Origin of the sequence: Paraburkholderia sp. RAU6.4a (genome assembly GCF_050435625.1) — a bacterium.
In the GTDB taxonomy this organism is placed as follows: Bacteria; Pseudomonadota; Gammaproteobacteria; order Burkholderiales; family Burkholderiaceae; genus Paraburkholderia; species Paraburkholderia tuberum.
In genome coordinates this window covers 789,102-802,353 of sequence record NZ_JBNDKQ010000001.1, presented here as the reverse complement: position 1 = coordinate 802,353, position 13,252 = coordinate 789,102, and the positions used below count along the sequence as shown (strand labels likewise).

At 58.3% G+C, this 13,252-nt stretch carries 8 protein-coding genes and 2 pseudogenes; 3 read left to right on the top strand and 7 right to left on the bottom strand.

Annotation, left to right across the window (positions count from 1 at the left end):
• Nucleotides 1-30 precede the first annotated feature (30 nt).
• The 3 genes and pseudogenes from OKW40_RS03660 to OKW40_RS03650 form a co-directional block, all read left to right on the top strand.
• The gene (locus OKW40_RS03660) at nucleotides 31-984 is read left to right on the top strand and encodes a DNA-binding protein (protein WP_429488241.1); all 954 of its coding nucleotides are present in this window, start codon (nucleotides 31-33) and stop codon (nucleotides 982-984) included.
• A 711-nt stretch (nucleotides 985-1,695) separates the two neighbouring features.
• Entirely contained in the window at nucleotides 1,696-4,626 is a 2,931-nt protein-coding gene (locus OKW40_RS03655; RefSeq protein ID WP_429488239.1) for a Tn3 family transposase, read from the top strand.
• Nucleotides 4,627-4,724: 98 nt separating this feature from the next.
• Nucleotides 4,725-5,186 (top strand): annotated as a pseudogene (locus OKW40_RS03650) (transposase); the annotation flags it as partial.
• 512 nt (nucleotides 5,187-5,698) lie between these two features.
• Here the strand turns inward: OKW40_RS03650 and OKW40_RS03645 are convergent.
• The 7 genes and pseudogenes from OKW40_RS03645 to OKW40_RS03615 form a co-directional block, all read right to left on the bottom strand.
• Nucleotides 5,699-6,848: pseudogene (locus OKW40_RS03645) on the bottom strand (IS110 family transposase).
• Nucleotides 6,849-6,927: 79 nt separating this feature from the next.
• Complete coding sequence (locus OKW40_RS03640; protein WP_429488237.1) at nucleotides 6,928-8,094, bottom strand: porin; 1,167 nt, start codon at nucleotides 8,092-8,094, stop codon at nucleotides 6,928-6,930.
• Between the two features lie 786 nt (nucleotides 8,095-8,880).
• Nucleotides 8,881-9,750: an amidohydrolase family protein gene (locus OKW40_RS03635; protein WP_429488235.1), complete on the bottom strand. Its 870-nt coding sequence runs from the start codon at nucleotides 9,748-9,750 to the stop codon at nucleotides 8,881-8,883.
• 97 nt (nucleotides 9,751-9,847) lie between these two features.
• Nucleotides 9,848-10,366 carry a cupin domain-containing protein gene (locus OKW40_RS03630; protein WP_429488234.1) on the bottom strand — a complete coding sequence of 173 codons (519 nt, stop codon included), beginning with the start codon at nucleotides 10,364-10,366 and terminating at the stop codon, nucleotides 9,848-9,850.
• A 61-nt stretch (nucleotides 10,367-10,427) separates the two neighbouring features.
• Nucleotides 10,428-11,162 (bottom strand): maleate cis-trans isomerase family protein, encoded by a 735-nt coding sequence (locus tag OKW40_RS03625; RefSeq protein WP_429488232.1) that lies wholly within the window; start codon nucleotides 11,160-11,162, stop codon nucleotides 10,428-10,430.
• The gene (locus OKW40_RS03620; protein WP_429488230.1) at nucleotides 11,163-12,704 is read right to left on the bottom strand and encodes a solute symporter family protein; all 1,542 of its coding nucleotides are present in this window, start codon (nucleotides 12,702-12,704) and stop codon (nucleotides 11,163-11,165) included.
• Nucleotides 12,701-13,015, bottom strand: coding sequence for a DUF485 domain-containing protein (locus OKW40_RS03615; protein ID WP_429488228.1), 315 nt, complete (start codon nucleotides 13,013-13,015; stop codon nucleotides 12,701-12,703). The genes OKW40_RS03620 and OKW40_RS03615 overlap by 4 nt, the downstream gene beginning before the upstream one ends.
• Nucleotides 13,016-13,252: the final 237 nt, after the last annotated feature.

Genomic DNA, 13,252 nt, shown 5'->3' with positions numbered 1-13,252 from the left:
TCAACCGCTTTTCACGGTGAAATTCCGCCCATGAGCCGTATCAGTGATACCCGAATCCGCACCCGCGAGGCCGCCGCGCGACTCGTCGCCGTGGGTCGGCTCCCGCATGAGCTCACCGTCGACCTGATCTACGCGGAAATCCGTCAGGGCAGTCGCACCACCATCAATGACGAACTGAAGTTGTGGAAGGACGAGCAGGCGCGCAACGACGCGCTCGCCGCAGCACTGCCGCCGGCGGTCGCCAAGGCGATGCTGTCGGTGTGGGCGCTTGCGGTTGAGCAAGGCGAACAGGTCTTTGCCCAACGTGGGGACGAACTCGAAGCGGAAACGGCGGCAGCCATCACTCGCGCGCGGGCACTCGAGAGCGTCAATGCGGAACTTCAGGCCGAAGTTCGCACTGTTCGCGTCCAGCTTGACAACCAGCAGGCACGACTTGCCGTAGTGCTTGCTGACCACGCGCAGGCCCAGGCTGGTCGTGACGCTGACCTCCGGCTGGCCGAAGCAGCCACGACCGAAAGGGACGCTGTCCGCGCGCAATCGGAACAGGCGCTGCGCGACGTGCGATCAGCCCATCTTCGTGAAGTCGAAACGTTGCGAGCAACCCACGCCGAACATGAAGCGGCCTTGCGTGCAGAGGTCGACCGTGCGACGGCGCGGCTCGAAGGTGTCCAGAAACGCGTCATGCTGCAGACCGAAGAGGCACGTGACGCGCAACGCCGGGCGGAGGCTGCGCTCTCCGAGGTCCGTAAGCGCAATGAGCAGCTTGTCGGCGACGTCGAGCGGCTATCGGCGGACGCCGCCGAACAAAGGCGCCTTGCCGAGCGGCATGAGAAGCTGCACGATCGCGTCACGCAGGAAGCCCGTGGCCTGCAGCACGAACGCGATGGTCTGGCTCAGCAGGTTGCGTTGTTACAAGGGCAATTGAAGGCCCGTGAAAAATCCCCGTCAGCCCGTCGAGCCAGAGTTTCGCGTCCGCAAACCTGATCACGCGAGGGGTCTGCGCCGCGCCGCATGCCGCCACACCGCCCTGCCCGCTGAGAACGCTAAAATATCCCGGCAAAGCGGTCATCAGGGTCCTGTGCTTGTTTCCTGTTGCACCGAAGCAAAGGTGACATGGCGGATGCGACCAAAGAAGGCGCCAAACGATATCCGATGCTGGCCGACATGTGATGGAGGACGGCTGCGTGAGGCAAGCCGGCGATCTCGCATGGAAATCATCTACGACCATAAAGGACATGAAGGTTGGACGGATCTCCCTGCTCGAGTCTCTGCATCCATGTGCCCACTCGTTTCTCAAAAAACTGGACGGTCTGAATGCAATTTACCCGCTGTTATATGTGCGAAGCCGAGGGCACAACGACGGAGCATGTCCCTTCGCGTGCGCTATTTCCGGAGGCGAAAAATGTTCAGGGAAGAAACTATAGATCGACCTTATTACCGTCCCCTCCTGCCCGCTCCATAACACAGCCAAGTCCACGGCGGCGTGATTTCAATGCAGATTACGACGGTAGCGCGATCTAGGCACGACAAGGGTTAGCGGACTGCCCCTAATATTTTATTTATATAAATCAAATGGTTGCTGTTTGGATTTCGCGGTCAGCCACACGCTTGCAGGCTGCGACAATTATCCGTTGATTTACGAATTTTTTCCGGCTAGGCTGATCGGTCCCTCTTTCGCTTTCGGAGCGGACGACGATGGAACATTGGCGACTGGCTTATCTGGGCATGCGGCGTATGCCGCGCGATCTCAGCGAGTTTGAACTCGTCACGTTCTTTACCTTCTCCTCCAAGGAGCGCGCGCTGATCAACGCGCGCCGCAGTCCCCTCTACCGGCTTGCGCTTGCATTGCATATCGGCTTCGTGCGTATGACGGGCGCGACACTCGATGCGTACCAGTATGTGCCACAGGTGCTGTGGGGCCATCTTGGCAGACACCTCGGAATCGAGCCGCCAGACCTCGGTACTCTACGCACCCTTTACGAAACGCGCGAACGGACGCTCTTCGACCATCAGGCGATCGCCTATCAGACACTCGGTTTTGTGCCGATGGCCGAACATCAGCGCCGCTATGTCGTGCGCTGGCTCAAGGAGCGGCTCGCGGGGCGCCCGAATCGCGCCGATCTCATGCAGGAGCTCAAGCGATGGCTTTATGAACATCGCATCCTGATGCAGCAGGACCGCGCGCTTATGCCCCTGCTTGTGCGGGCCGCGCGCGATGTCGAAACGACGCTGACCGGCAGCCTCGTCCACTCGTTCAGCGAAACGACACTTGATCGCTGGGGAAGCCTGCTGCCGCAGCCTCATGGATCGGTTGCGAGCCTGCAGCAATGGCTCTGGTCGGTGCCGCTGCGCAACTCGACGCATCAGATGAGCGAACTGTTTCGCAAGATTGATCGACTGGTCGAACTTGGCGTACACAACAACTGGCCGACGACATGCAATGAGGCAACCGTGCGCCACTTCGCGCGGCGCTGCGCCCATCGCAAACCATCGGTCAGCAAGCGAATCCAGTCGTCTCGGCGGCTTGAGGCCGCATGCTTTATGCGGTATGCACTCTGTACCGCCACCGACCAGTTGCTTTCGATGCTCGGCCGCTGGATTCGCAAATCCCTCAACGAAGCGAACAGCAGGGTTTCGGCCACGCGGCCAGACCTTAAGGCGCAGATGCACGACTTTGCCACCGCCGTCAAGGCGATAGCCACCGACGAAAGTCTGACGCACGACGACCTGGTCGTGCAGCTCTGCGCCTTGGCAGATGCGGCGCTCAAACAGGAGACGCCCAGCCGCGCGAGCCTGGTTCGCGCGCACCTGACATCCAAACGGCGCGTCGCCCGCGCCATGCTCGCCAGGCTGTTGACGCTACCATTCGAAGCGCAGACAGCGCATCCGGTTATCGAGGCACTCGCGTTGTTGCGCGACCTCTATGCGAGCAGATCGGTCGAGCTACCGCAGAACACGACCATCCAGCTTGGTCGGGCCTGGCAACGCATGATCGAGAACGAAGACCGAAACCAGGCGCTGCTCGCTTTCGAATGGGCAACCCTTTTCGCGCTACGCGTCGCTTTGCGCAACGGCTCGGTCTACGTCGAGCACAGCTTCGATTTCCGCAGCCAGGCCACGCTGCTGATCCCGGACGACGAGTGGCACGCCAGACGCAATCACTACTACGGCCACCTGAAACTACCGCAGGATCCAAAGGAATTTCTCAAGCCAGTCATCGAGCATCTTAATGCCGGTCTGGAACGTCTTCGCGAAGCAGTGGCGCGCGGCGAGGTGCGCGCCGATGATGCAGTCCATATTGGCCCACTGAACGCCCAGCCACACGATGCCGCGCTCGAGTCGCTGCGCCGAGCGATTTTTGCGCCCCGGCCGGATGGACAACTGCCGAAGATCATTCTCGAGGTCGACAGCACCGTGCGCTTCAGCTGGATACTGCTGGGTCGAGAGCCGCGCTCCCGCACCGAACTGCTGATGGTCTATGCCGCGGTTCTCGCACACGGCACGTCGATGTCCGCCGCCGATATAGCGCGCATGGTGCCGGAACTGTCGGCGACCGCGATCCGCCAGATGATGAGTCGCATCGCGGACGAGCGGATGCTGCGTCAGGCTGCCGATGCTGTGCTCGAATTCATGCACAGGCATCCGATCACGCAGCACTGGGGCCGCGCGGATCTTGCGTCGTCGGACATGATGTCGCTGGAAACGACGAAAACGGTCTGGCAGGCGCGCGCCGATCCGCGACGGCGCACTGCGTCGATTGGCATGTACACGCATGTGCGCGATCGCTGGGGCATCTTCTACGACCAGCCGATCGTACTCAACGAGCGGCAGGCGGGCGTCGCGATCGAAGGTGTGATCCGGCAAAGCAGTACCGACGACGTGGCCATGCTTTCCGTGGATACCCATGGGTATACCGATTTCGCGATGAGCCAGTCCCGGCTGCTTGGCTTCGACCTCTGCCCACGGCTCGCTCATCTGCGGGACAGGCGACTGCACGTACCGGCCGACTTCCTGGTACCGGCAGATCTGGCGGCGATCACCGATTGCGACGTCTGTCTCGACGCGATCGAGACAAGCTGGGACGGTCTGGTACGCGTGGCCGCCTCGGTGCAAAGCGGCCATTGCACGGCCGTGCAGGCGCTGACGCGCTTTGGTTCCGCCGCACGGGGACAGCCGCTCTACGATGGCGGCGTCCATCTCGGACGGCTTTTCCGTACGATCTTCCTGATCGACTACTTCACCGTGCCGGCATTTCGCAGCGAACTGAAACATGTACTCAATCGCGGCGAGGCGGTCCACAACGTGCAGCGTGCGATTCACCAGGGCAAGATTCCCATCGAACTCACGCGTCACCGCCACTCGATGATGGCTGTTTCCTCGGCGCTGACGTTGCTGACCAACGCCGTCATGGCGTGGAATACGCAGCACATGGAAAGCGCACTCGACGCCATCGAGAAGCTAGGCAACCAGCCTGTGTTACCCGAACACCTACGCAGCATCGCCCCGACGTCGCTGGAAGGTATCAATCTGCGCGGTACCTTCGACTTCCCGATCGCCGACTATGTGCATCGGCTCATGCCCAGTCTTGTGGCGGGAGTGGTCACAGCTTCACAGCGCACAGGTTGAAGTTGGGGGCTCAACAAGGTTCGTGATTATGCTCTGCCTTATCCTCTGCAGTGCATAAGCGCTTACCTTGTTCACCCCCCTACCAGAGCGTCACTTGACGAGAAGGGAGCAACGCAGCCCTGCAGTCTCGTTTCGCGGCCGTGCGCGTTCGCCCGGCGCATCGCGATTATTGGAGCAGTGAACAACGTCCGGAGGAGTGGCTGCTCATCGAATGGCCCAAAGAGGATGCCGAGCCTCTCAAATACTTCCTGAGTACGGCCCCCGCGGACGCCACAATCGAGCAACTGGTCTTCGTGACCAAGATGCGCTGGCGCATCGAGCGCGACTACCAGGACCTTAAGCAGGAATTTGGCCTCGGTCACTATGAAGGCCGGGGGTGGCGCGGCTTTCACCACCACGCCACCCTGAGCATCGCAGCGTATGGGTTCCTGATGGCCCAGCGCCTCAGCATGGGATCGGCAGACGAAGTTAAAAAAAACCTCATTCAACGCGCGACGCCTGCCATTCCCGCGGATTACGTCCCTCGCGGTAGTCCAACGCGCGCAGCGCCACGTTCCTGACTCCATTACCACCCTGCGGATTCTTCTCGGGCTTCATCTCCTGCGAACACTCTTCCACGCTCCACAATGCAACTGTCAACCAGAAAGAATTATGTGACACTGTAAGATTTCTATGGGGCAATGGAAGTCAAGCCCTTTCGCGATCCATCTTTCCGTCAGTTATCTCCCATTCGAGAGCGTGACAGGTTATCCACGGCCGGCCGGCGGGTCGCCTGTTACGACCACGACGCTGGCCGGCCGTGGATAACCTGTCCGTTCAGATGTTTTGTAATCCTCCATATCAAGCGAGAACAGCAGTGAGGCCGGGGTGCCTGAAGTCCGGACAGTTGACCGGACCAACTTCTATCCGTGCCGGTCGCCAGACCGGTCACCAAATACCGCATGCGCAATGCGCAGGAACCACCCCATTACGGACGCGCCCCATCTAGAACTACGGTTACCTCAGAAGGTAACCCTCTTACTGTCCGGGCGCGCCAAACCTTCAAACACTGTTGCCGCTCGACGTTGGCTGTTCAGGTCGCCGTCACCTTCTTCGCAGGCGGCTTGAGGGTTGCCCCGAGGGGAATCTCGCCGAATTCCAGATAGCGCCATAGCGCGACCGCCAGACGTCTGGCAAGTGCCACAATGCCGATGCGTCGCATACGCTTGCCACCGCCTGCAAAGCGCTCGTTGAACCACTCGCTTAGCTGGCTGCTGCGCTGGAAGCGCAACCAGCTCCACGCCAGTTCCACCATCAGCCATCGGGCTCGCTTGTTGCCGATTTTGCTGATGTCCTGCTCAACTTCACTGGTACCGCTGGCATAGGGCGTCGGGGCCAGGCTTAGGCAGCCGGCCACTTCACGGCGGTTGTGAAACTGTCGCCAGCCGAACAGTTCCCTGACCAGGACCCAGGCACTGCCCGTTCCGATACCCGCGAGGTGCGCGAGCCGCGCAATCGCGGGGTGCGCACCGCTGCGCACCTCGCGCTGCTGCTGTACCTCGAGCGTCCTGATCTGCCTGGCAGCCAGCGACAGCCGTTCGAACTCGCGTTCGATCTCGGCGCGCAGGGCTGGCAACAGCTGCGTGGTGTGCTGCGCCCACCAGTGCGCCCACGCGCGGCCACCGATTCTCGGGCCGTAGGTTGTGGAGTACCAGCAGCGAGCGGATGCGGTTGCTGTGGGCAGTGCGCTCCTGGCGCAGGCGATCGAGTTCACGGTGTACCCGCCGCTCATCTTCCTGTTCGGGAGTCGGGATGCGCGCGACCGCCCACACCCGGCGTTCACCGGCGTAGTAACGCATCAGCATCGATAGCAGCTTGTCGCTGTCAAGCCGGTCAGTCTTGGCGCGGCGTCTGCGCCGGTTCACTTCGATACTGGCTGAATCCACCACCAGGTTCGTGATCTGATGTGCTTCCAGGCAGCGGTGCAGCCAGAAGCCGTCACGCCCGGCTTCATAACAGCTGCGCACCGGAGCATCGGTGGCCAGATGACAGCGTGCCTTGGCCTTCGCAATCGCCGTGAAGACTGCGGCCGTATCGCCGGCGGCCACCGTACAGCGGCTCGGTGCCCGGACCCCATTACCCAGCGAGAGCTTCCAGCTCCTGTCACCCACTTCGAAGGCGACATACAGCGATCCGGTGATGGTTGTATCCTGCCCGTGAAGGGCCGTGCGAGGCGCATTCATTTGCGTACTCCTCTTGGAAAACAGGGTTTGTGGCTCCCGTTTTACACCTGAGGCTTCACTCGTGCTGCCCGCATAGTATCTAGAACTTGTGCCGAATCCCTATCGTTACCGCTACCTGATTAGCGGTCGAAGATGGTGAAAATAGACTGATGTTCGCGACCGCCTTTGTTCCTGTTGAATCCGTGCCTGACGCGTGTTGATAGATACCTGTCGCATAGAGGTCGGTTCGTTTCGAAAGGAAGTAATCCACACCCAGCATGCCTTGATTATATTTCGCGTCATTCACTCCGTATCCTTTGGTGTAGTCGTAGGCTGCTCCGATCAACAAGACTGGAGTGATCTGGTACTTGAAATTCACCTCGGCATTATGAAACTTTGCGCTGCCACCAGCACCTTCCGCAGGAAGACCGGGCAAAGAGCCGATGTCTCTGAATTGCGTATTCGAATACGTTAAGCCGAAGGTCGCCGCTCCGAACGTATATGCGCCCCCCGCAGACACCACCTGTTGAGTCCTCGCTGATGCATACCCGGAATACACCCGGCTACCCGACATGTTCGATCCCGTGGCGCTTGACGTCGCATTATTTCCGAAGAAGGAGTAATTCGGATCTCGGACATTGAGGTATGCCGCTCCCAACTGCAAAGGACCGTTGGCATAACGCGCACCTGCCGACCAGATCTGATTTCGACCGCTTTGCCCCGGGAGCCCCCCTAGACTGTATAGCCCCCCGAATATCAGGCCGCCATAGGTATTACTTGCGAATTTGATTGCATTGTTCACGCGATTCGTATTGAGCATGTTGTCGAGATCGCCGGGGTGCGATCCGTAGTAAGACGCCCACTGCGCGCCGGCTATAAAGATGCCTGTATAGTCCGCCACCGAGTCGTATTGCCGGCCGAGGGTGACAGTGCCAAATTTGTCGCTCGAAAGACCTACATACGCCTGACGTCCGAATAAGTCACCGCCCTGTCCGAGGGTACCGTTGGCCACAGAAAATCCATTTTCGAGCACAAAAACAGTCTTCAGGCCGCCGCCAAGGTCCTCCACTCCCCTTAGTCCCCAACGGCTCCCCATTAGATTACCCGAAGCTAGAGAATAGAGCGCTCCCCCCTGCCCGTTTTTGACCGTATTGTTCGCGTAGACAAAACCAACGTCAAGAATTCCATACAGCATCACACTGCTTTGTGCATGCGAAGTACAACTAAATATATACAGAAAAATAGATATCCCAATTTTTTTTCGCATACTGGATCTCCTAAAGTTTAGTAATTTTCTGCAAGGTCGAGCACACCACAAAATAGAGTGCAAGTTCTATCTTTTTTCACAATCCACTTATTGATCGGGGTGGATTTCTTACGACTATATTAGATAGCTAATTATGCAGTTTAGATAGATGCACGGCGCAAATCACTAAGGACAAACCCGGCGAGAAACGAACTACTGTTGTCACGTTTACGTACCAGCTAGAAAACAAGGCGCAGGGCGTCCTCTCGCCGCAGAGGTCACGATACGACGGCCGGCATGCTACCAATCGCCAAACAAATCATGCAATCGATGAAGCGGGACCTGTATTCGGTTGTGGCACGTGTCGTCAAGCGACTACGTTACCAATCCGCCGTGATCCTCGCGTACCTGCTCTGGCCTGTTGCGCACTCGTTGATCCTGTATCACATTTGAGAAAGGGCCATTGATCGAGGAATCTGGAGGCAACCTGCCCGGCGTGGTGACGATGGCGCTCGGCATGTACGAGCAGCACAGCGGAAATTTCTGATGGCACGTCTGTCACCGCGATCCGGCTCCTGATTTAGACAATGGCAGGTTGTCTTGGCTTCCCGCGAAGGAACAGGAAGTAGTTCTGGTGATGAGAGGCATCAGCAAACAACGTGCTAGCGCGGACCTTCGGGAAGACTTGCCTTCGTGCCTCTCGAAGGCGTCTCCTTGCTCGGACGAGCTATTTTGAGAACCAATATGGCGCTGCCGCGTGAACCATGACCACTCGCCACGCAGCAAGCAACCATCGTCAATAGCGCATCAAAACCCGTAAAGTTTGGCAGGGTTGTCGACCAGTACGGTATTGCGCTGGGCCTCATCAGGTATCCACGTCAGCAACTGATCAAGCAGATCGGTTGTATTGGGCATGATCCCTTTGAAAGCCACATGAGGCCAGTCGCTGGCCCAGACGAGGCGGTCTGCACGCATGGAGAGAAGCTGAGCGACGAAAGGAACCATGTCCACATACGGCGGTGTGGCCGAAACGCGGTAAGCACCGGACAGCTTCACCCAGCACTTGCCTGCATCGACAAGTCGCATTAGCGTCTCGAAGCCCGGTTGCGAAAGTCCTCGTTCCGGACGAAGGGACCCAAGATGGTCAATTACAACGTCCGTGGGAAGTTCGAGGAGGACCTGCTCCATTTCTGTCAGTGGGCTACCGCCACCATCGCTCATCACATGCAACTGGATATGCCAGCCGAAATCAGCGATGCGTCTTGCAAGCGAAGGCATTTCGGAAAGGGGCGCCGCTCCCGCATGGCCAATCGTGTAACGGACGCCCCGAACGCCAAGTTCGTTCATTTCCTTGAGAGTGGAGTCGGGGGTATCGGCGCGTAGCGATGCAATCATACGTGCAGGGCGGCCAACTTCCTTGATGGCGTCGAGGTGCCGAAGATTGTCGAGCCCATATCCGCTTGGCTGTACAAGCACGACGCGCTCGACGCCCATCGCGTCGAGCACGCTCGCGAGCGTCGCTGGGAGAGCCTCGGGAGCGTCAAAAGCCCGAGTTGGTGCGACTGCGTAATTGGCATTCGGGCCATAAACGTGGACGTGACAGTCGGTCGCGCCAGCTGGTAACGCAAAAGCTGGCTTCCGGATGAACGAAAGAGGAGGTTGGCAGAGATCTAGCATAGATAATCCAGTAAATTGCGTTATGTAAATCTGCGCCCGCGGCGCTGGCTCTCAGGCGCCAGTTAGCGACGGGAAACACAGTTGGCGGGAATCGGCTTCATTCGAACCATGCATTTTCGTCAAGCACGATCTCAACCTCCTTGTTCTTCTCGGAGTAACCGTCGAACGGCTGCCCGTGCTCATCCACGCGGGCAAGTACGTCCGTCGTTGGATCAATGGCAGCTCCTACGCGGAGCATGACTAGCGGCTCTCCTTCGTTGGCATGGAACGAATAGAGCGCGCCTGCGGGCACCAGTACGCAGTCATTCTTGCCTACGAGCCGTTGCTCCCCACGCGGACCTAAAAAGGTGGCGCCACCTTGAAAGACGACAAAGACATGGTCCTCGTTCGTATGGGCGTGAATTTCGTTTTCGCCGCCGCTTGCGTAGGTTTTCAATACTACGTTCATGTACGGAGAGGCGCCAAGAACCTGGTTAGTGCGTCCCTGTAGGGGCAAGCGGGCACGGATATGAAAGAAACTCGGCGTCTTCTTCTCCGCCATCTTCACCATAGCATCCCGCCACTCTTTTGCACTATTGGCGATAGGTGCGACTTCGCGCGTCGTGTGTGTTGACATGTCGTCTCCTGATAAAAGTTCGAACATAAAATGCGGCCGTGAGGCTGCAGTTGAAGATGGCTCACTTGCCCGGGCGTAACAACAGGCTACCCGCGCCATGAACACTATCGTCTATTGCTGATACACGAAGTGCGTGCCATACCATCGCTTGATTGCTCGTGATCACAGGACGGCCCAACACCTTTTCCATAGCGTCAATGACGCCAAGCGTGCGGATGGCGGCGCAACTGATAAGATACGCGTCGGCACTGTCATCGCGATGCTTCAGCGCGAACTCAAGCCACGACTCGGGCTCGATCGCCATCATCTCGTCGGGTGCATGAAGCCCAAGGCCGTGATACTCCGCGACATCGATTCCGTGTTGGCACAAGTACGCCACTTCACGCGTGTTGATCTCCTCGATGTACGGCGTCAGGAGCACGATCCTTTTGCCGCCCACATGGCGCAGAGCCTCAACGATTGCTTTAGCCGTCGTGATAGCCCGAATTCCAGTCGCGGTCTGAATGCGTTCGCAGAGTGAGTCGTCCATCGACGTATCCCACGTCGAAACAGCCGTGCAATGGAATACGAGGAGACGCGGTTGCATATCTTTCAACAGAGATGCGGCTGACTCGACGTGCGTTGTCATGCCGAGAAGATCTTCCCGGCTGCTTCCCTTCAGCGGAAGCCTTGTGATGTGACACGCGACGCCCTCGGGCATCATGGCAGTGAGTTCGGGTTCGGCAGCCATGTTTCCAGACGGAAGCAATACGCCGATACGCGCCCGGGCACCATAATTCACAAACATATCTGACATTCAAGACTCCGTGGCACCCAGAAGAATTCGTCGCTCGATCTGTTCGTAACGCTGTGTGTTGTTGCTGCGCTGCGTGAGCAGAGAAGCTATGACGCTGACCAGAAAGCTGAGCGGCACACACACTATTGCGGGATTGCGCAGAGGCAGCAACGCACTCGAATGCTTGAGGACGTCCATCTGGATGGTTGGGGAGAAGTAGATGAACAGCAGGCTCGACGCGAGTCCGACGAGCATTCCTGACACAGCTCCTGCGACCGTGTAGCGCTTCCAGTAGATCGCCAGGAATATGGCCGGGAAATTTGCTGCCGCTGCGACTGAAGTCGCGAGTCCTACTAGGAAAGCCACGTTCTGCCCGCGCAGCACCAGCCCGAGGATGATTGCCACTAGTGCCAGGGCGACCGTCGCCAATCGCGCAACCAGCATGATTTGCTTCTGCGAACCTCGACCCTTTTTCCAAACAGCGTCGAACAGATCGTGCGACACAGTGGCCGCGCCAGTGATGAGGAGGCCAGAGACGACAGCCAGGATCGTCGCGAAGGACACTGCGCAGATGAAGCCAAGGAATGAGGGGCCGCCTAGCTTCTCGGCGAGTAGCGGAATCGCCATGTTTCCGCCGCGATCCATACCCGATATCTCCGCCGTTCCAACGAGTTGCATCGCAGCGAAGCCGAGGATGAACGTCAGCATCAGAAAGATGCTGATGATCGACGTCGCATAAACGAGGGACCGACGGGCTGCGCGGCCATCAGGCACAGTGAAGAATCGCATTATCACGTGGGGAAGGCTCGCTACGCCGAGAGCGAGCGCAATGCTGAGGGAAATTGCGTCCAGCGGATTCGAAATGAGCTTGCCTGGAGACAGAACAGATGCGCCGTGCTGTGCCGCCGCTGCGGCAAAGAGCGTAATTGGGTCAAGGTCAAAAAGTCGAAGGGAGAGAAAGGTCATCACGATCGCCGCGAACGACATCAACGCCGCCTTGATGATCTGGACCCAAGTTGTGGCGAGCATGCCACCGAAGATGACATAAATCAGCATGAAACCGCCGATAATCCAGATGGCGAGGTCGTAATCCATACCAAAGAGAAGGTGGACGAGATCCCCTGCGCCGACCATCTGCATGACGAGATAGCATATGGTGATACCGAGAGTGGTAATTCCAGTCACTACACGGATTCGGGGTGCATCGAGCCGATATGCCAGCACATCGCCGAACGAATATCGACCAAGATTGCGAAGCGGCTCGGCGAACAGAAACAACATAACCGGCCATCCGATCACGCCCCCAATAGCGTAGATCAGGCCGTCGAAGCCGACGAGCGAAACGAGACCCGAAATCCCAAGAAAACCGGCCGCCGCAACGAAATCGCCGGCCAGCGCAACGCCATTCTGCAGCGGTCCAATACTGCCGCCCGCTGCAAAGAAGTCGTCGGATGTCTTCGTTCGTTTCGCGGCCCACCACGTTATGGCGAGCGTGGAGCAGAGGAACAAGACGAAGAAAGTCAGGGAAGCAAAGTTGGCACGTCCTGCCGTCGCCGCGTTCATTTCGCCTCCGCTTCGGTATGCAGTTCGCGCACTGCTTTGTCGTGTACTCGGTCAATCCACGTGACGTATCCGAAGGTCAGTACGAGCGCAAACGCGACGGTTGAGAATCCCACTACGATTGCCAAGGACAGTCCGGGCATTAGTTCGTACGCCAATTGCGGCTTGTAGTACGCAATCGAGCACACGAATGCAAAGTGAGCTACCAGAAGTGCAACGGTGACACTCAGCGAAACCCGCTGGCGGCGGATAGCGACCGATCGTAGATGACTTAGGGGCGGCGCGATTGCTTGCCCGAGTGTGACTGCTTGCATAACATGTCTCCTGATTTGAACGGCCTCTTGTACCGACCATGTCTTACCCACTCAGCAAGCTTGCGCGCCGATGGCAAACCGGCCAGCAGGCAAACGCCAATGATTTTTATTAGGCATCTAACTGGGTGTGGTCATTCTCGCCCGTATCGGTGGCGAATTTCCAGAAAAAGGAACGCGTTGCAATAAATGCAATGGACCACGGAGGATTGCATGGGCGGGCGCGAGGCGTTATAAAGG

What these genes read in the sequence shown, in the direction of transcription:
- OKW40_RS03660 (WP_429488241.1), top strand. Translation starts at nt 31, where the DNA reads ATGAGCCGTATCAGTGATACCCGAATCCGCACCCGCGAGGCCGCCGCG.
- OKW40_RS03655 (WP_429488239.1), top strand. Translation starts at nt 1,696, where the DNA reads ATGGAACATTGGCGACTGGCTTATCTGGGCATGCGGCGTATGCCGCGC.
- OKW40_RS03640 (WP_429488237.1), bottom strand. Translation starts at nt 8,094, where the DNA reads ATGCGAAAAAAAATTGGGATATCTATTTTTCTGTATATATTTAGTTGT.
- OKW40_RS03635 (WP_429488235.1), bottom strand. Translation starts at nt 9,750, where the DNA reads ATGCTAGATCTCTGCCAACCTCCTCTTTCGTTCATCCGGAAGCCAGCT.
- OKW40_RS03630 (WP_429488234.1), bottom strand. Translation starts at nt 10,366, where the DNA reads ATGTCAACACACACGACGCGCGAAGTCGCACCTATCGCCAATAGTGCA.
- OKW40_RS03625 (WP_429488232.1), bottom strand. Translation starts at nt 11,162, where the DNA reads ATGTCAGATATGTTTGTGAATTATGGTGCCCGGGCGCGTATCGGCGTA.
- OKW40_RS03620 (WP_429488230.1), bottom strand. Translation starts at nt 12,704, where the DNA reads ATGAACGCGGCGACGGCAGGACGTGCCAACTTTGCTTCCCTGACTTTC.
- OKW40_RS03615 (WP_429488228.1), bottom strand. Translation starts at nt 13,015, where the DNA reads ATGCAAGCAGTCACACTCGGGCAAGCAATCGCGCCGCCCCTAAGTCAT.